Source organism: Pseudomonas fluorescens, from assembly GCF_001307275.1.
GTDB classification, from domain to species: Bacteria; Pseudomonadota; Gammaproteobacteria; order Pseudomonadales; family Pseudomonadaceae; genus Aquipseudomonas; species Aquipseudomonas fluorescens_AA.
The window spans coordinates 898,482-917,796 of sequence record NZ_CP012831.1; the positions used below are offsets into that span (position 1 = coordinate 898,482).

Below are 19,315 nucleotides of genomic sequence, written 5' to 3' on the forward strand. Positions count from 1 at the left end.
AGCAAGGAGGCGCAGATTCCTGTGGGAGCGAGCTTGCTCGCGATAAGGCCAGCCGCTACAACCTCGATGGCGCTTAGCGAATCCCCGCCAGCAGCACCCGGGCGGTGTGCTTGAGGGGTTCGTCCCCCTCTTCGAGCAGCTCTTCAAGCAGAGTGACGGCGGTCTTCAGGTCGCCATCGTCGATGCAGTTCTGTGCCTGTTCCAGCTTGACCGAATGTTCCGGAACCTGGGGTTCGAGGGACAGGGTGTCCAGGGAAACAGGTTCAAGGGCCAGCGGCTCAAATTCCAGCGCCTGCTCTTCATCGGCAAAGCCATCGAGGAAATCATCGTCCAGCGACTCGGTTTCCAGGGGGGCTTCCCATTGCAACTCCGGTTCGTCGAAACCTGAAAGCGACAAGCCCTCGACACGGTTGTCGGCCAGTGGCGTCGCTGGTTTTTCTTCAGCGAGGGTGCCCTGGTCATCCGCCAGGTCCCAGCTGGTGTCCATGGACAGTGCGTCCAGGTCCAATTCGAACTCGTCACTGGGTGCCTGTTCACGTTCAGGCGCAAGAACCGGTACCTGGGGTTGCGCCTGTTCCACTATCGGTGCGGTGATCAAGGCAACCTTGGGATAGCGCCCGCGGATATCCTCCAGCGTTCCGGCATCGACGCCTTGTGCCAGCAGATGATGTTCCTGGGCCTGGAAACCGATGACATCGCCCTGCTTGCCCAATACCTCCAACAACTTGAGGCCCAGGTCGGTGCGCTCCGGTTCGGCCAGCAATGCCGCGCGCAACAGCCCGGCGGCCTCGGTGAAACGGCCGTAGGTCAGGTAGATCCCGACGCCCTCCAGCACATCCCCCTGGGGCGCATCACCGTTGTTGAACGAGTTCGCGGCCTCGGACGGCTCCGTCTCGGGGATTGATGCGAAGGTTTCGTCACCCGCCTCCAGCATCGGCTCGGGGCGCTCGGTCATCGGCTCCAACTCGTCCTGCTGCTGGCGACGCCGAATGAACAGTAACAATGCGAGCAACCCCAACAGGGCCACCAATCCCGCCACCCATGTCCAATTGATGCTCTCTGGCTCTGCAACCGGTTCGGTCACGGGGGAGACGTCCGGTGCCGGCTCCGATGCAGGCTGCGCCGGTTGCGGTTGCGCCGACGCAACGGGGGCTGGAGTCTCGGCCAGCCGGGTCTGCAATTCGCTGATCTGCTTGCGCTGGCCGGCGATTTCTTCGTCCTGGGCCTGGAGCCGCGCCTGCAGAGCCTCGATGGTCTTCTGTTGCTCCTGGCTCTGCAGCACGCTGGCGGCCAACTGCTCATCGGTCGCGGCGGCCTGGCCAGCGGTGGATGCAGCCGCTGTCGGCAGCACGGCCGAGTCGGGCAATAACAGGCGCTGGCCGATGGAGAGCCGGTCGCTGCCGGGATTCAGGGCCTGGATCCCTTGCATCAACTCATTGACCGACGCGTTGCTGCCGGCGTCATGCAGGCGCTGGGCAATCACCCAGGGGTTGTCTCCCTGCACGACCGTGTAACGCTTGCCCTGTACCGCCGGGGGCGGCTTGATGGCCGGAGTGGCCTGGCTCGGCGTCGCAGGCTGCGGGGCCGTGGACGGTTCGTCACGGGCCGGCACGATACCCGGTGAGCCCGGTGGGTCGATCAGCACAGTGTATTCGCGCAGCAGGCGCCCATTGGGCTGATTGAGCTGCACCAGGAAATTGAGAAAGGGCTCTTCCACCGGCTTGCTGGACGTCACCCGAATGAAGCTGCGCTCACCCCGCCATACCGGCGTAAAGCGCAGGTTGCTGAGAAAGAACACCCGCTCCACACCCGCACGACTGAAGTCGTCCGGGCTCGCCAGGCTGGCCGACAGATCCCCTTCACCGATCCCGGCCACATCGACCAGGGCGATATCGGCGCGCAACGGCTGGTTCAGGGCGGAATGGAGCGTGATCTCGCCAAGGCCCAGCGCGGACGCCAAGGCCGGAAACCCCAAGGCACCCACGACGATCGACACGTTGACCCAACTGCGCAACGTGGACTGCAAACTTTCAAGCATGGGCATCCCTTTCGATTACCAGAACCAACCGCGGCGTAAACGCTCCCAATAGGAACGCCTAGTACTGGTTATAGTTCGCTAACCGGCGAATCTCAAAAGCCTGACGCCAGGGATCTGCCTCAGGATTTTTCCAGGTTAGCCAGGATCGTGCCGTGAACCCGCATGCACACGCGCATGTCCGCCTCGTCGACACCTTCGAAGAGCTCCCGGCGCAATTGCGTGGCAATGGTTTCGATCTGTTCGATCAACGGCAGGGCCGGTGCGCAGAGCACGATTTTCTTGGCCCGACGGTCTTCGGCCACAGCCTGGCGCTGCACCAGCCCCTGGGTCTCCAGGCTGTCGAGCAACCGGGCCAGGGTCGGGCCTTCGACGGCGACACTCTGGGCCAGTTCACGCTGGGTCGGCGCCTGTTCGAAACGGGCCAGGTGCAGCAGCACCAGCCAGCGCGCCTGGGACAGGCCCAGCCCGGCCAGGCGGCGGTCCAGTTCGGCGCGCCAGCCTCGAGACATTTGCGCCAACTGCATGCCAAAACGGTGTTGATCGGTTAACGGCATAAAAAACTCATCAGATCTGAAATAGAGAAAAACTAATTATTAGTCAGCTAAGCATGAGCTTTGGATTCAAGCAAGGTTCGCCTTGTACTGAATCGTTAAAGGAGCGCAACTCACTGATCAGACTTCAAATTCCGACTGTAACGCAGCCCTGACGCAATACAGCACACCTTCGGGCACCCGTCCGACAAACAGCGCGGCGACTTCGGACACCGGCGGTAACTCGCCCTCGCCGTCCAGGAACGCGTCCTGTACCTCGCCCATCAGTTCCTCGGGCAAATCCAGTGCCTGTTCCAGGGACAACTGCTGTTTGCCGATGGCCTCGGCCAGCATCGTGTAGACGTTTTTCTCCGAGCACTGCAATTGCCCGGCGATCTGCAGCGGGGTCATGCCGGCCCGGGCCAGCGTGATGAGCTCGTGGCGCACATCGGCCACCGCTTTCGGCGCTTCGACCTCGCCCCCCAGGACCTGGAGGAAGGCTTCGCCATACCGCTCCAGCTTGCGCGCCCCCACGCCGCTGACCCGGGCCATTTCCGCCAGGGAGGTGGGCTGGCTGCGGAGCATTTCCAGCAGCGTCGAATCGGGGAAGATGACGTACGGCGGCACGCCGTGTTCCTCGGCCAGCTTGCGACGCAAGGCGCGCAAGGCTTCCCATTGATCGCGCTCTTCGCCACGGACCAATTGGCTGGCCTGGCTCTTGCTGCTCTTGATCGCCGTGGCCGGCTTGAGGTCGCGGCGCAGTTCGAGGGTAACCTCGCCCTTGAGCAAGGGCCGGCAGGTTTCGGACAAGCGCAGGCCACCGTAGCCTTCCAGGTCAATGTCTGCCAGGCCGCGGGCCACCAGTTGCCGGAACAATGAGCGCCACTCACTCTCGGTGCGCGCCTTGCCCACGCCGAACACTGAGAGGTGCTGGTGACCGAAGTTGCGGATCTTCTCGTTGTCCTTGCCCAGCAACACGTCCACCAGGTGCCCGACGCCATAGCGCTGGCCGGTGCGGAAAATCGCCGACAAGGCCTGGCGGGCCGGTTCGGTGGCGTCCCAGGTTTCCACGCCATCGACGCAGTTGTCACAGTGCCCGCAAGGCTGGGGCATGTCTTCGTCGAAATAGGCCAGCAGGGTCTGGCGCCGGCAGCGGGTCTCTTCGCACAACGAGAGCATGGCGTCGAGCTTGTGCTGCTCCAGACGCTTGTGGCGCTCATCGCCTTCGGAGTTTTGCAGCATCTGCTTGAGCATCACCACGTCTTGCAGGCCGTAGGCCATCCAGGCATCGGCCGGCAAGCCATCACGGCCGGCACGCCCGGTTTCCTGGTAATACGCCTCGAGGGATTTGGGCAGGTCCAGGTGTGCGACAAACCGCACGTTGGGCTTGTCGATGCCCATGCCGAACGCCACGGTGGCCACCATGATCAGGCCTTCCTCGTTAAGGAAGCGCTTCTGGTGGTAGGCCCGCAGGTCGTTGGGCAGGCCGGCGTGATACGGCAACGCCGGGAACCCCTGTTCACACAGGAACGCCGCCACTTCATCGACCTTTTTGCGCGACAGGCAATAGACAATGCCGGCATCGCTGCGGCGCTCGGCGAGGAACGCCAGCAGTTGCTTGCGTGGCTGTTCCTTGGGCACGATGCGGTAGAAAATGTTGGGACGGTCGAAGCTGGACAGGAACCGCTCGGCCTCCTGCAAGTGCAGGCGCTCGACGATTTCCTCGCGGGTGCGTTTGTCGGCGGTGGCGGTCAGGGCGATGCGCGGCACGTCGGGGAACAGTTCCGCCAATTGCCCCAGTTGCAGGTATTCACGTCGGAAATCGTGACCCCATTGAGACACGCAGTGGGCTTCGTCGATGGCGAACAGGGCGATTTCCAGGCTCTGCAGGAACGCCAGCATGCGCGGCTGTACCAGGCGTTCCGGGGCCAGGTACAACATTTTCACTTCGCCGCGCTTGATCCGCGTCGCCAGGTCCCGCTGTTGCTCGGCACTGAGGGTGGAATTCAGTGAAGCGGCGGCAACCCCCAGTTCCTCGAGGGTCGCGACCTGGTCGTCCATCAGCGCGATCAGCGGCGAAACCACCACCGCCAGGCCGTTGCGCAGCAGCGCCGGCACCTGGAAGCACAAGGATTTGCCGCCGCCGGTGGGCATGAGCACCAAGGCATCGCCACCGCTGGCCACGCGCTCAATAATGGCACCCTGGCGGCCACGGAAACTGTCGTAGCCGAAGATGTCCTTGAGGACGCGTTGAGCCTGTTCGAGCATAGAAACTCCAAAAATCACCGAAACATCCCTGCAAGGCTGGTTCAGAATCGCAAACGCTGCACCGGCAAATCGTAAGTGCGCGTTTCGAACCGGCGGGACGCCGCAGGGCATGACAAAACGCGGCAGTATACCCGAGGCCTTCGCCGCAAAGGGGGCTGCTGACAAGAGGTGCTTGAAGCGAGTGCTGGACGAGGCACGAACCTGTGGCGAGGGAGCTTGCTCCCGCTGGGTGGCGAAGCCGCCCCCAAAAAACAGGGCCGCTACGCGCCCCAGCGGGAGCAAGCTCCCTCGCCACGGGCGATATGTGCCAGGCATGCGCGCAGTTCAGCCCTCACCGACAAGGCAAATACGCCACGCGGCTGGCCTGTACGCTCAAGAAGGCCTAGAATTCCCGCATTGTTTATTCCCCAAGGTAGCCCGTAATGTCCTTCGCTGAGCAACTGACCCGCCTGCAAGTCTTCCTCGACGCCGATGAGCTGCACGAGGAAGCGCTGGACTACGTGGCCGCTCACGGCTATCTGACCGCCCTGTCGATCTGCGCCGAAACGGTGCCGGATCGTGAGTGGATCGACGCCCTGTTCGCCGAAGAGCCGCATTACAGCGACGAAGCCCAGCGCGCCGAAATCGAAGCCACCCTGGTCGGCCTCAAGGCCCATATCGCCCGTCAACTGGCCTCCGACGAAGAATTCGAGCTGCCATGCGAACTGGACCTGGGCGATGACCCGGACGACTCGGAACTGCGTGGCTGGTGCATCGGCTTCATGGAAGGCGTGTTCCTGCGCGAAGCCGCCTGGTTCGAAACCGCCGAAGAGGAAGTCAGCGAAATGCTCCTGCCGATCATGGTGGGTTCCGGCCTGTTCGACGAGCAACCGGAATTTTCCGACATCGCTGCCGACGCGAACCTGATGGACGACATGATCGTCCAGATCCCCGAAGCCCTCACCGCCCTGTACCTGCTGTGCAACGCCCCGGACGAGAAACCGGCAATCCTCAAGCCTCGCCACCACTGAGTGACCGGGTGCCCTCGCCAGTCGGCAACCGCCCGCTGATCCTGCGTTACGCTCTACTGGCCATCGGCTGGCTGAGCGTGGTGCTGGGAGTCATCGGCATTTTCGTTCCCGTACTGCCCACCACCCCCTTCCTGCTGCTGGCCGCGGCCTGCTTCGCCCGCAGCTCGCCGCGCTTCTACCGATGGCTGGTCGAACATCCCCGCCTCGGCCCGTGGATCAGCGACTACCTCAGCGGCAACGGCATCCCGCTCAAGGGCAAGGCCTATGCCATCGGGCTGATGTGGGCGAGCATTCTCTTTTCCTGCTACCTGGTGCCGCTGCCGTGGGCGCGGGGGTTCATGCTCACCAGTGCGGTATTGGTGACGATTTATATCCTCAGGCAGAAAACACTGCGCAGGCCCTAAGCCAACCCTGCAGATGCTCCCGCTGGGCTCTGTAGGAGCTGGTTCGCTTGAGACTCAAGTGTCTGGGGAAAGATCGCAGCCTCGCGCCGCTCGACAGCGCCTACCGCGCGCGCCGGCATGCCCTCGGAATCCGGCCCATACCGCAAGTCCTGTGGGAGCCGAGCTTGCTCGCGAAAACGGTGTGTCTCGGATGGTGATGGTGGATGTGCCGCCGTCTTCGCGGGCAAGCCCGCTCCCACAGAGAGGCGCCGATCAATACTCATCTGAGACCAGGCAATCCCAACCTGGAATGTAGAAACCCCGCCATGTCCAATTTGGACATGGCGGGGTTTGTCGTTTCAGCTCACCTCACACCGTATCCACCTTCAACGAATGATCATTCAACATCCCATTGATGATGGTCGCCGTGTCCGCTGCGCCGATGATTCCTCCCGCGCCTGGCGCGACGCCGTAGTGACTGGCGAGGTTGACGCCGGCCAGGTCGATGGTCTGGTTCGGCGTGGCGCCGGCGATGGCGCTGACGTCGATGCTGGTGATGACCGACGCCCCGCTGCCGCTCACGCTGAAATGCAGGTAATCATCCAGTGACGCCGCGCTGTCATTCTCCCCTTGCAACAGCTGGGACAGGTCGAGCTTGTCGATGCCGGGGGTGAAGTCGGTGATCACGTCGTGGCCGCTATTGCCCGCCTGCCATTGGAAGGTGTCGGCGCCGCTGCCGCCGGTGAGGGTGTTGTTGCCCAGGCCACCGATCAGCAGGTCGTCGCCGCCACCGCCATTGAGCACGTCATGGCCCAGACCACCGTCGAGACGGTTGCTGGCCCCGTCGCCGGTGAGGGTGTCGTTGAAGTTCGAGCCCACGAGGTTTTCGATGTGGCTCAATGTATCGGTGCCCGCGCCCAGGGTGTTCTGCGCCGCCAAAAGGCCCAGGTTCACCGTGACTGCCGACGTGGCGTGGGCGTAGCTGACGGTGTCGTTGCCCGTACCGCCATCGAGCAGGTCGTTGCCCGTGCCGCTGTAGAGCAGATCATTGCCTGCCCCACCGTTCAGGGTGTTGTTGCCCGAACCGGCGCTAAGTACGTCGTTGCCGTCGCCAGCGTTGAGGATGTTGTCGCCGTTGCCGGCCAACAGCACATCGTCGCCACTGGTGCCCGTCAGGGTATGACCCGCCTGATAGCTGATGCCTACCGCTGCGCTGTCACTGCCGCCGTGGTTGTCGCTGGCGGTGTAGCTGCCGTGGTAATCCGGTGTTTTGTCCTGCGCCCCGGCATAGTCGACGGTGAGGGTCAGTTGATAGTTCTCCGCAGTGTTGGAATTACCGCCGCCGGGATTGGCGATGTTGGTGACGTGGATCTGGTAATTGCCATCCGCTGCCGCGGTGAAGGAAGCCCCGTCGTTGATCGCAATGAATGGCCCGCCGTTGAGTGAATACTCCATCGCGATGCGACCGGCCGAAAGATTGTGGTCCAAGGTGAGGGTTTCGCCCTGTTTAAGGCTGATGTTGAGCCGGTCTTCATCGTTGGCGTTGTTATTGGACACCATCCCCAATGCACCGCTGACCACCAGCATCGCCGTCATGCTCGCGGTATTGGCGACGAAAGCGCTGCGGCTGAGGTTGATCGACTGCACGTTGTTGCCGGTGAAGCTGGCCGTGCCGGTGCTGCCGGTGAAGTCCGCGCCTTTGGCGACCCAACCGGTATTGAAACTGGTGGGTGACGCCGTGAGCGGATCGCCGTTGGCATCGCTGTCGTTACCCAGCAGCAACTCGCCCGGGATCACGATGTTGCCCGACAGCACGTTGGTGATGATGTTGTCGTCGGCAGCGATCGGTGGGCTGTTGGGCACGACGTTGATCACCAGGTTGGAGCTCGCCAGGTCACCGTCATGGTCGCTGACGGTGTAGCCAATGTGCTCGGTGATCAAGGTGCTGGTGGCCGTCTGGGAGGTGTAGGTGAACGCACCGGTATCCAGGTTGACCACCAGGGTACCGTCGTGGTCGGTGGCGATGCTCAATGTGTTGGTGGCTGTATTGAAGGAGCCATGGTTAAGCCCGCCGCTGGCGGTCAGCGCGCCATGGCCACCGTTGGCCGCCGGGTCATAGCTGTACGTGGTGCCATCGACCACCAGGCTTTTGATAAACCCGCCATCGGCGCCAAACGAGCCCCCCTCGCCCAGCAGGTTGCCGGTGACAGGCGCGCCTTGCACGGTACCGGAAAGCGCCGAGTTGAGCTGGTTCAAGTCGGTGACCACCACCGCATTGGTGTCGGTGTGGGTGCTGCCGTCATAGGCCAGCGGGTCGAGATTGACGTTTCTGGCGCCGCTGCCCAGGCCGACGGCGTAATTCTTGATGCCGTTGGCATCGAGAAAGGCTTTCCACGCGACCTCGTCCGCCGAGCCGATTTCGCCCAAGGTCGGCTTGCCATCGGAGAAAAAATAACCAATGTTCTGGGCGCCGGTCAGTTGCCCGGGGGTTGCGAACGCGGTCTTGGCCATCGCCACGGCTGCATCGTAATTGGTGTCACCGTGCGCGTTCAGCGCGGCGATCAGCGTCTTGGCAGTTGCCACGTCCACCCACACGGCACTCTGGTCGGTGGCACTGCCGCTGAAGGTCACAAGCTGGACTTTGACGTCGCCCATGTCGTCGTATTTGTCGAGCAAGGCGCTGATTGCCTGTTTGGCCAGATCCATACGCGAGAGTCCCGGCACGCCAGAATCGTCTTTCATGCTGCCGGACACATCAAGCACGATCAGCAGGTTCGAATCGACCTCCACCGCCGTCACCGAACGCTCGGACGCAACGGCCTTTGGTATGTCATCGACGATGCTGACCACCAGGCTGCCGGTGGTGCTGTTGCCCAGGGCGTCCGTGGCCTGATAGGTGAAGTTTTCGCTCAGCACGTTCGGGCCATCGTTGGCATGGGGTGTGGTCGTGGCCGGCGAGGTCAAGGTGTAGGTGTACGACCCATCAGGATGGAGCAGCAACTGACCGTAGGCACCGCTGGCATTGCCCACCAGGGTGAAGGTGACGGCGCCCGTGGCACCGCTGACCGAGCCGACCAAGGTCCCGCTGGCGGTTTCACCGGTGGCGCTCGGGTCACTGCCGGTGACGGTGCCGGGGGCCAGGTCCTGGCCGTCCTGGGTCAGGTCCAGGGCTTTTTCGTAGACGGTCACGTCATGGTCGGTTTCTGCGACGAGGCAGCTGTTGTGTACATCGATGGTGATGGTGGTGGTGCTTTCATCGCCATCGGCGTCCCGCACGGTGTAGGTGAACACATCGATCGCGCCTGGCGCGCCGACAGCATCGGGATTGCTGTGGTAGACGGCGTTGCCGTTGGCGTCCAGGGTCAGGTAGCCGTAGGTGCCATTGATCTGGCTGTTGAGGCCGCCGATGGCTGGATTCGAGGTGTCGTTGCCCGCACGTACGCCGATGACTGCACCACCGTCGGCACCGAGTACGTCGTTGTCCAGCACGTTGCCATTGACCGTGCCGCCCTCCACCACCGAGGCGACATCGCAGTGAGCCTTGGGCACGTCGTCGACGATGTCGATGACGATGGTGCTGGTGACCGTGTTGCCCAACGAGTCCGTGGCCTGGTAGGTGAAGCTTTCGCTCAATACGTTCGGGCCATCGTTGGCGTGAGGCGTGGTGGCGGCTGGCGAGGTCAGGGTGTAGGTGTAGGAGCCGTCGGGGTGAAGCGACAGTTGACCGTAGGCACCGGCGGCGTTGCCCACCAACGCGAAGGTCACTGCGCCCACGGCTCCGCTGATCGAGCCGACAAGGCTGCCGCTGGCGGTCTCGCTGGTGGCATTCGGAGTGCTGCCGGTGACGGTGCCGGGGGCCAGGTCCTGGCCGTCCTGGTTCAGATCGAGGGCTTTTTCGTAGACGCTGATTTCGTGCTCGGGTGTGGCAACGAGGCAGCTTTCGTGGACATCGATGGTGATGGTGGTGGTGCTTTCATCGCCGTCGGCATCACGCACGGTGTAAGTGAACACATCGGTCGCGCCTGGGGCGCCGACGGTGTTCGGGTTGCTGTGGTAGACAGCGTTGCCGTTGGCGTCCAGGGTCAGGTAGCCATAGGTGCCATTGATCTGGCTGTTCAAGCCACCGACGGCAGGGTTCGAGGTATCGCTGCCGGCGCGTACGCCAATCACCGTGCCACCGTCCGCGCCCAGCACGTCGTTGTCCAGCACATTGCCGTTGACCGTGCCGCCCTCCTCCACCGAGGCCAAATCGGCATGGGCCTTGGGCACGTCGTCGACAATGTCGATGACGATGGTGCTGGTGACCGTGTTGCCCAACGAGTCCGTGGCCTGGTAGGTGAAGCTTTCGCTCAGCACGTTCGGGCCATCGTTGGCGTGGGGCGTGGTCGTGGCTGGCGCCGTCAGGGTGTAGGTATACGAACCGTCGGGCTGAAGCGACAGTTGACCGTAGGCACCGGTGGCGTTGCCCACCAGCGCGAAGGTCACTGCGCCCACGGCACCGCTGATCGAGCCGACAAGGCTGCCGCTGGCAGTCTCGCTGGTGGCATTCGGAGTGCTGCCGGTGACGGTGCCGGGGGCCAGGTCCTGGCCATCCTGGTTCAGGTCGAGGGCTTTTTCGTAGACGCTGATTTCGTGGTCGGGTGTGGCGACGAGGCAGATATCGTGGACATCGATGGTGATGGTGGTGGTGCTCTCATCGCCGTCGGCGTCACGCACGGTGTAGGTGAACACATCGGTCGCGCCTGGGGCGCTGACGGTGTTCGGGTTGCTGTGGTAGACGGCGTTGCCGTTGGCGTCCAGGGTCAGGTAGCCGTAGGTGCCATTGATCTGGGTGTTCAAGCCGCCGATCGCCGGGGTCGAGGTGTCGTTGCCAGCGCGCACGCCAATCACGGCACCACTCGCGGCCGGCCCGTCGGCACCGCCTTCGTCGTTGTTCAGGACGTTGCCACTGACCGTCCCGCCCTCATCCACCGAGGCGGCATCAGCATGGGCGGTCGGCAAATCATCGACGATGTTCACGTCCAGGTTGCCGTTGGCCGTGGTGCCGTTATCGTCGGTGACGACTACGGCGAACTGTTCGCTAACGCTGTTGGCGCCGTTGGCGTTTGGATGGGCTTCGTTGTCCAGCAAGATGTAGCTGTAGCTGACCACACCAGTAGCAGCGTTGAAGCCGGTGATGGTCAGCGTGTTGCCCAGCGCGGTGGTGATGGACTGCGGGAAACCCGCCGCCACGCCGCCTATAACCACATTGATACCGCCAACACTCAGGGTCTGCACGCCGTCCAGCGCGGTCACGGTGAACGTGCCGCTTTGAGTCAGGGCCGATGCATCCGGGTTGCTGCCGTCGCTGAGGTTTTTTTCCTGGACCGTCAGCTCACCACCTTCAGTGTCGAGGCCGGTGATGATCACCGGATCGTCGTTGTTATGCACTTGCAGCACCAGGTTCGCAGTGCTGGTGTCGCCGTCGGCATCGGTCAGGGTGTAGGTGAAGGTTTCGCTGCCGTTGCCACCGCCGTGCAAGCTTTTGAAATCGGCGTCCGCGGTGTTGAGGGTGTAGGTGTAGGAACCGTCGGCGTTGAGCACCAGGGTGCCGTAGGTGCCGGTGAAGGTACCGGGCGTGATTGGGCCGGACGCCACCTGATCCGCGCCTTGGGTATCGTTGGTCAGGACGCTGCCGGTCAGGGTCAGGTGGGTTTCCGAAGCCGTACTGGCGTTGTTGTCGTCCACGGCTTTGGGCAAGTCGTCGACGATATTTACGTCCAGGTTGCCGTTGGCCGTGGTGCCGTTATCGTCGGTAACCACAACGGCGAATTGTTCGCTAACGCTATTGGCGCCGTTGGCGTTGGGATGGGCTTCGTTGTCCAGCAAGGTGTAGCTATAGCTGACCACACCGGTGCTGGCGTTGTAGCCAGTGATGGTCAGGGTGTTGCCCAGCGCGGTGGTGATGGACTGCGGGAAACCCGCCGCCACTCCGCCTACAACCACATTGATACCGCCAACACTCAAGGTCTGCACACCGTCCAGCGCGGTCACGGTGAACGTGCCGCTTTGGGTCAGGGCCGATGCGTCCGGGCTGCTGCCGTCGCTGAGGTTTTTTTCCTGCAACGACAGCTCGCCGCCCTCGGTGTCGAGGCCGGTGATGATCACCGGATCGTCGTTGTTGTGCACTTGCAGCACCAGGTTCGCAGTGCTGGTGTCGCCGTCGGCATCGGTCAGGGTGTAGGTGAAGGTTTCACTGCCGTTGCCACCGCCGTGCAAACCTTTGAAATCGGCGTCCGCGGTGTTGAGGGTGTAGGTGTAGGAACCGTCGGCGTTGAGCACCAGGGTGCCGTAGGTGCCGGTGAAGGTACCGGGCGTGATTGGGCCGGACGCCACCTGATCCGCGCCTTGGGTGTCGTTGGTCAGGACGCTGCCGGTCAGGGTCAGGTGGGTTTCCGAAGCCGTGCTGGCGTTGTTGTCATCTACGGCTTTGGGCAAGTCGTCGACGATGTTCACGTCCAGGTTGCCGTTGGCCGTGGTGCCGTTATCGTCGGTGGCGACTACAGCGAACTGTTCGCTAACGCTGTTGGCGCCGCTGGCGTTGGGATGGGCTTCGTTGTCCAGCAGCGTGTAGCTGTAGCTGACCACACCGGTGCTGGCGTTGTAGCCAGTGATGGTCAGGGTGTTGCCCAGCGCAGTGGTAATCGATTGTGGGAAACCCGCCGCCACGCCGCCGGTGACGACGTTGATACCGCCCACGCTGAGGGTCTGCACGCCGTCCAGCGCGGTCACGGTGAACGTGCCGCTTTGGGTCAGGGCCGATGCGTCCGGGCTGCTGCCGTCGCTGAGGTTTTTTTCCTGCAACGACAGCTCGCCACCTTCAGTGTCGAGGCCGGTGATGATCACCGGATCGTCGTTGTTGTGTACTTGCAGCACCAGGTTCGCGGTGCTGGTGTCGCCATCGGCGTCAGTGAGTGTGTAGGTGAAGGTTTCACTGCCGTTGCCGCCGCCGTGCAAACCTTTGAAATCGGCGTCAGCGGTGTTGAGGGTGTAGGTGTAGGAACCGTCGGCGTTGAGCACCAGGGTGCCGTAGGTGCCAGTAAAAGTGCCGGGCGTGATTGGGCCGGACGCCACGTGATCCGCACCTTGGGTGTCGTTGGTCAGAACGCTGCCGGTCAGGGTCAGGTGGGTTTCCGAAGCCGTGCTGGCGTTGCTGTCGTCCACGGCTTTAGGCAGGTCATCGACGATGTTTACGTCCAGGTTGCCGTTGGCTGTGGTGCCGTTATCGTCGGTGGCGACTACGGCGAACTGTTCGCTAACGCTGTTGGCGCCGTTGGCGTTGGGATGGGCTTCGTTGTCCAGCAGCGTGTAGCTGTAGCTGACCACACCGGTGCTGGCGTTGTAGCCAGTGATGGTCAGGGTGTTGCCCAGCGCAGTGGTAATCGATTGTGGGAAACCCGCCGCCACGCCGCCGGTGACGACGTTGATACCGCCCACGCTGAGGGTCTGCACGCCGTCCAGCGCGGTCACGGTGAACGTGCCGCTTTGGGTCAGGGCCGATGCGTCCGGGCTGCTGCCGTCGCTGAGGTTTTTCTCCTGCAACGACAGCTCGCCACCTTCAGCATCCAGGCCCACCAACACCACCGGATCGTCGTTGTTGTGTACTTGCAGCACCAGGTTCGCGGTGCTGGTGTCGCCATCGGCATCGGTCAGGGTGTAGGTGAACGTCTCGGTACCGCTGCCCCCGCCATGCAACGCGACGAATTGCGGGTCGCTGGTGTTCAGGGTGTAGGTGTACGTGCCGTTGGGGTTGAGCACCAGGGTGCCGTAGGTGCCGGTGAACGTCCCGCCAACGATCGGCCCGCTGTCGGGGCCGGTGGGGATCCGGTCGGCGCCCTGGTGGTCGTTGGGTAATACGTTGCCGGTAAGGGTAACCAGGGTTTCCGACGCGGTGTTCGCGTGGCTGTCGTCGATCGCCTGGGGCACGTCATCGGTGATGTTGACGTCCAGGGTGCCGGTGGCCGTGTCACCGTCGGTGTCGACGGCCACCACGGGGAACTGCTCGGTAATGTTGTTGGCACCACCGCCGGCAGGATGGGTTTCATTGTCTGTCAGGGTGTAGGTGTAACTGACCACCCCCGTGGTGGGGTCATAGCCCGTGATGGTCAACGTGTTGCCCAGCGCCGACGTGATGGTCTGAGGAAAGCCTGCGGGCACGCCACCACTGATCACGTTGATGCCGCCGATGCTCAGGCTGCTCAGCCCGTCAGGCGCGGATACCGTGAAGGTGCCATTTTGCACCAGCGCCCCCGGATTGCTGGCCGAACCATCGGCCAGATTGGCCTCGTTGGTGGTCAGTTCGCCGCCCTCGACATTGACCCCGTCGAGGGTCACGGGGTTGTCCGGCATCTCAGGAGTTACCGGCGGGGTTGCATCGTCGCCGGTGTTATCCGGGTCACCGGCCAAGCGTAGCTGTGGAAACTCGGGAATCCCGTTGAACCCGGCCGTCGGAAAACCGATCAGCGGATCGACCTCCCCGCCGACTTCTTCCAACAGCACAAAACTGTGCCCGCCGCCTACACCACCCGGGTTGCCACCTTCGGGTCCGGCGGCCGTGGCTTCACCGGTCTGGGTCGGGTCGGCACCGGCGGCGATGGCTTGCTGCAGCTTTTGCACGTCGGTCAGTTGCGCGTCACTCGGCGGCGTCGTGTCGGGCGTGTCGACATGAGGCGCATGGTTGGCCAGCAGCTGCGGGGTAAGAGTCAGGTTGCTTTCGCGGCCCAGGGTCAACGACTGGCCGTTCTGCAGATGCACAGCCACGGCCCCTTCGGCACCGGTGACCAGGTGTTCGCCGGCATAGAGCCGATCGCCTTCGACCAAAGGCCGCCGCAAGCCACCGGCCGCTTCTGCGAAAACTTGCCCGACCACTTTGCTGACGATACCGATGAGCGCTGCCATGTGCATTTCCTCCGTTGCCGACCGCAATCGGCACCTGTCTGGGTGAAGAATTCGTCCTCAGGTTTGGCGACCCCAAAAGCTGGAAAATCTGCCAGCTTTCGCGAAAGCAGAAGGTGCTGGCAATTCGCCTAAACGACAAAAAACCGTCACCAAAAACCGCTTCTCACATCGCCCTTTCGGCACTTCTTCACGTCGCTTAAAAATCTGCATGAAACTTTTATTGACGCCTAAAAGCCGTCAGAACCCGCAGATTCAAAGGCTTTCGCTTTGAACAATGTGCCGGTTTTTTTCAAGCACATAAGTTTTTTTCGGAATAATCCTTATGAGAAATTCTTCTTAGGTTTTGCTCAGGATGTTCTTAGCTGTGTTGTTACAAGGTTGAAACGGTTTTGATCTTAAATACGTCAATATTTTGGCGACAAGCGAAGCACTACAGACCTCAGGAGATGCACCCCATGCGCGTTCTAACCCCCCTCTGCAGCGCGGTTTTGCTGGCCATGGCCTGCTCTTCTCAGGCGCAGGCCATGTCGTTGACCGAGGCGATCCAGAGCACCATCGCGACTCACCCGGAACTGGCACAACGGGTGGACAGCCGTCTGTCGGCCAATGAAGACGTCAAGGTCGCCAGAGGGGGCTTTTTCCCATCGGTGGATCTCAATGCCGGTTACGGCCGGGGCTACAGCGACAACACCAACACCCGTGCCCTGGGCAACCACCACACCAATATCCTGACCTACACCCAATCGGAGCTGCGCCTGCGGCAGATGATCTTCGACGGGTTCAACACCGCCAATGAAGTGCAGCGCACCCAGGGCGTGGTCAATTCCCGGGCCTATTACGCCCAGGGCACCGCCCAGGATCTGGCGCTGCGTACCATCGAGGTCTACCTGGAAGTGCTCAAGCGGCGCGAGCTGGTGACCCTGGCCAAGAACAACCTGCAGGCACACCTGCGGGTCAACGACCAGATCGGCCTGCGCACCGAGCGTGGGGTGGGCAGTACGGCCGACTCCGACCAGTCCAATGCCCGTCGGGCCCTGGCGGAAAACAACTTCGACACCGCCCAGGTGGACCTGGCGGACGCCGAGGCGAACTTCTACAGCGTGGTCGGACGCATGCCCGATGAGCTGGAGGCGCCGCCCTCGACCAAAGGCGAAATCCCCGCCGACCTGCGCGAAGCCCAGCAAAGCATGGTGGATAACAACCCGTACCTGAAATCGGCCCAGGCCGACATACAGTCCGCCGAGAGCCAATATGAAGTGGCGAAGTCGCCGTTCTACCCGCGCTTCGATGCCGAAGCGGCGGTGGGCGCCAACAACAACCTCGGCGGCGAAGAAGGCCACGACAACAACTGGCGTGTGGGCGTGGTGATGAACTACAACCTGTTCCGCGGGGGCAGCGACAAGGCGCGGCTGGCGTCCAACGCCCACCAGATCAACCAGGCCATGGACATCCGCAACAACGCCCTGCGCCAGCTCAACGAAGACACCCGCCTGGCCTGGAACGCGATGCTCAACGCCCGCAAACAGACCCCCACCGCCCGCGAATACGCCGACACCACCGCCCGTGTGCGGGCCGCGTACCAGGATCAGTTCGGTCTCGGCCAGCGCACCCTGCTCGACCTGCTCGACAGCGAAAACGAGTTGTACAACGCCAACCGTCGCTACACCGAGGTGCGTTACACCGAGGAGTACTCGATGTACCGGGTGCTGGCGAACATGGGCCTGCTGTTGCACAAACAACGGATCGTGCTGCCGGCCGATGCGGTCGCGCAGACCGAAGTCAAGAATCAGGCACGGCTGCCGGAACTGAAGTAGCCCCCTCCGAAAAAATGGGAGCGAACACTGTGACCAGCATGGAACCCACCACCCCCGGCGCCGATCCGCGCCTGAACTTCGATGATCCCTTGCTGGACGGCCTGTTGATCCTCTGCAAACTCCATGGCGCGACGGTCAGCCGCGCCAGCCTCAGCGCCGGGCTCCCTATGGCGCACCAACGCTTGAGCCTGGACCTGCTGCCCCGCGCAGCGGCCCGGGCGAGCTTGCAGGCGCGGTTGTTGCGTCGTGAGCTGGCGGACATCTCCCCCCTGAACCTGCCGGTGATGCTGATTCTGGCGGGGGGGCGCTGCGCGGTATTGCGGCGCTGGGGCGAGGATGGCAAGGCGCTGATCCTGCCCAGCGAAGCCGATGGCGGCGAGCAGTGGGTCAGCCGCGAGGAACTGACCACCGATTACAGCGGCCAGGCGCTATTCGCCCGGCCGCGCCATGAACTCGAAGACCTGCGCTCGCCCCTGGTACCCCGGGTCGAGGCGTGGTTTCGCGACACCTTGAAACTGTCGCGCTGGCTGTACAGCGACGCGATCCTGGCGAGTTTCCTGATCAACCTGCTGGGGCTGATGGTGCCGCTGTTCGTCATGCAGACCTACGACCGCGTGGTGCCGAACCAGGCCACGTCCACCTTGTGGGTGCTGGCCGTGGGGCTGTTGATCGGCACCGGCTTCGAACTGGTGCTGCGGGTGGTGCGCGCCCATCTGCTGGACACTGCCGGCAAGAAAACCGACGTGATTCTGTCCGCCACCCTGTTCGAACGCATCACCGGCATGGCGATGAAGGCCAAGCCGGTGACCATCGGCGGCTTCGCCCAGAGCATCCACGACTTCCAGGGCCTGCGCGAATTCCTCACGGCGGTGACGCTCACCAGCCTGATCGACCTGCCCTTCGCCCTGCTGATGCTCGTCGTGATCGGCCTGCTGGGCGGCTGGCTGGTGGTGATTCCCGTGATCGCGTTTCCGATCACCATCATCTTCGCCATGATCATCCAGGTGCGCCTGCGCGACACCGTGCAAAAAAGCCTGGCCCTCGGCGCCCAGCGCCAGGCCCTGCTGATCGAAACCCTCGGTGGCCTGGAAACCCTCAAGGCCTGCAGCGCCGAAAGCGAGCGCCAGCATCAATGGGAAAGCACCCACGGCGCCCTCACCCGCCTGGACAGCCACGCACGCAACCTCTCGGCACTGGCGACCAATGGCACGTTGTTCCTGCAACAACTGGCCGGCATGGCGACCATCGTCGCCGGGGTCTACAGCATCATTGCCGGCAACCTCAGCGTCGGCGCGCTGGTGGCGACCTACATGCTCGGCAGCCGGGTGCTCGCCCCGCTCGGGCAGATCGCCGGGCTGATCACCCGCTACCAGCAAGCCCAGCTCACCATGCGCAGCACCGATGCCTTGATGGCGTTGCCCCAGGAGCGAGACGCCAAGCAGCGGCCCCTGGACCGTACCCAATTGCAGGGTGCTCTGGACGTCAGCGGCGTGACGTTCCACTACAACGGCCAGAGCGCCCCGGCGCTGACCAATATCAGTTTCAGCCTCAAGCCCGGCGAACGGGTCGGGATCATTGGCCGCAGTGGCTCGGGCAAGAGCACCCTGGCACGCCTGGTGATGGGTTTCTATGCACCGGAGGAAGGCCAGTTACTGCTAGACGGCCTGGATCTGCGGCAACTGGACGTCGCCGACCTGCGCCAACAGATCGGCTACGTCGCCCATGACCTGCCGCTATTGGCCGGAAGCCTGCGGGACAATCTCACCCTGGGCGCGCGCTACATCAGCGATGCGCGCATGCTGGAAGTGGCGGAACTGACCGGTGTCACCGAACTGGCGCGCCAGCATCCCCAAGGTTTCGACCGCCCGGTGGGCGAGCGCGGGCAACTGCTGTCCGGCGGCCAACGCCAAGCCGTGCTGCTGGCCCGGGCCTTGTTGCTCGACCCGCCGATCCTGCTGCTGGACGAACCCACCAGCGCCATGGACAACACCAGCGAAGACGTCCTGCGGCAGAAGCTTCACCCCCATGTACAGGGCAAGACGGTGCTGCTGGTCACTCACCGCACCTCGATGCTGAGCTTGGTGGACCGGTTGGTGGTGCTGGATAACGGCCGGATCGTGGCGGATGGGCCGAAGGAAGCGGTCATCGATGCCTTGCGCAAGGGACGGGTAGGCTCTGCGGCGGTTTAAGCCGCTCTAACTGTCAGCACAGCACCTGTGGGAGCAAGGCTTGCCCGCGATACAGGCGCCTCGGTTCCAGTGAGACCGCATTAGCTTCATCGCGGGCAAGCCTTGCTCCCACAGATAACCCTCTCAAGCCACGGGTATGTGTTCGG

The 19,315-nt window shown here is 63.0% G+C and carries 8 protein-coding genes; 4 read left to right on the forward strand and 4 right to left on the reverse strand.

Annotated features, from left to right (window positions below):
* Positions 1 to 73: 73 nt before the first annotated feature.
* The 3 genes from AO356_RS04050 to recQ all read right to left on the reverse strand — a co-directional run bounded on the left by AO356_RS04050 (position 74) and on the right by recQ (position 4,836).
* Entirely contained in the window at positions 74 to 2,038 is a 1,965-nt protein-coding gene (locus AO356_RS04050; RefSeq protein WP_060738680.1) for a FimV/HubP family polar landmark protein, read from the reverse strand.
* A 119-nt stretch (positions 2,039 to 2,157) separates the two neighbouring features.
* Positions 2,158 to 2,592 (reverse strand): MarR family transcriptional regulator, encoded by a 435-nt coding sequence (locus tag AO356_RS04055; protein WP_003199001.1) that lies wholly within the window; start codon positions 2,590 to 2,592, stop codon positions 2,158 to 2,160.
* Positions 2,593 to 2,709: 117 nt separating this feature from the next.
* A complete protein-coding gene (gene recQ / locus AO356_RS04060; RefSeq protein WP_060738681.1) occupies positions 2,710 to 4,836 on the reverse strand; it encodes a DNA helicase RecQ in 2,127 nt (708 codons plus the stop codon).
* A 422-nt stretch (positions 4,837 to 5,258) separates the two neighbouring features.
* Here recQ and AO356_RS04065 point away from each other — a divergent pair, with 422 nt between their 5' ends.
* Together AO356_RS04065 and AO356_RS04070 are read left to right on the forward strand one after the other, a co-directional pair.
* Complete coding sequence (locus AO356_RS04065; protein ID WP_060738682.1) at positions 5,259 to 5,846, forward strand: YecA family protein; 588 nt, start codon at positions 5,259 to 5,261, stop codon at positions 5,844 to 5,846.
* A gap of 8 nt (positions 5,847 to 5,854) precedes the next feature.
* Positions 5,855 to 6,250, forward strand: a complete 396-nt coding sequence (locus AO356_RS04070) for a YbaN family protein (protein WP_060738683.1) — start codon at positions 5,855 to 5,857, stop codon at positions 6,248 to 6,250.
* Positions 6,251 to 6,598: 348 nt separating this feature from the next.
* On the opposite strand, the gene AO356_RS04075 is transcribed toward AO356_RS04070, so the two are convergent.
* A complete protein-coding gene (locus AO356_RS04075) occupies positions 6,599 to 15,166 on the reverse strand; it encodes a retention module-containing protein (protein ID WP_060738684.1) in 8,568 nt (2,855 codons plus the stop codon).
* Positions 15,167 to 15,621: 455 nt separating this feature from the next.
* Here AO356_RS04075 and AO356_RS04080 point away from each other — a divergent pair, with 455 nt between their 5' ends.
* On the forward strand, positions 15,622 to 16,980 hold the full coding sequence (locus tag AO356_RS04080) for a TolC family outer membrane protein (RefSeq protein ID WP_060738685.1): 1,359 nt from the start codon (positions 15,622 to 15,624) through the stop codon (positions 16,978 to 16,980).
* 29 nt (positions 16,981 to 17,009) lie between these two features.
* Positions 17,010 to 19,169 carry a type I secretion system permease/ATPase gene (locus tag AO356_RS04085; protein WP_060738686.1) on the forward strand — a complete coding sequence of 720 codons (2,160 nt, stop codon included), beginning with the start codon at positions 17,010 to 17,012 and terminating at the stop codon, positions 19,167 to 19,169.
* Positions 19,170 to 19,315: the final 146 nt, after the last annotated feature.

Bases quoted from the DNA above. Each gene is read 5' to 3' on its own strand.
- AO356_RS04050 (WP_060738680.1), bottom strand. From the start codon at position 2,038: ATGCTTGAAAGTTTGCAGTCCACGTTGCGCAGTTGGGTCAACGTGTCG.
- AO356_RS04055 (WP_003199001.1), bottom strand. From the start codon at position 2,592: ATGCCGTTAACCGATCAACACCGTTTTGGCATGCAGTTGGCGCAAATG.
- recQ (WP_060738681.1), bottom strand. From the start codon at position 4,836: ATGCTCGAACAGGCTCAACGCGTCCTCAAGGACATCTTCGGCTACGAC.
- AO356_RS04065 (WP_060738682.1), top strand. From the start codon at position 5,259: ATGTCCTTCGCTGAGCAACTGACCCGCCTGCAAGTCTTCCTCGACGCC.
- AO356_RS04075 (WP_060738684.1), bottom strand. From the start codon at position 15,166: ATGGCAGCGCTCATCGGTATCGTCAGCAAAGTGGTCGGGCAAGTTTTC.
- AO356_RS04080 (WP_060738685.1), top strand. From the start codon at position 15,622: ATGCGCGTTCTAACCCCCCTCTGCAGCGCGGTTTTGCTGGCCATGGCC.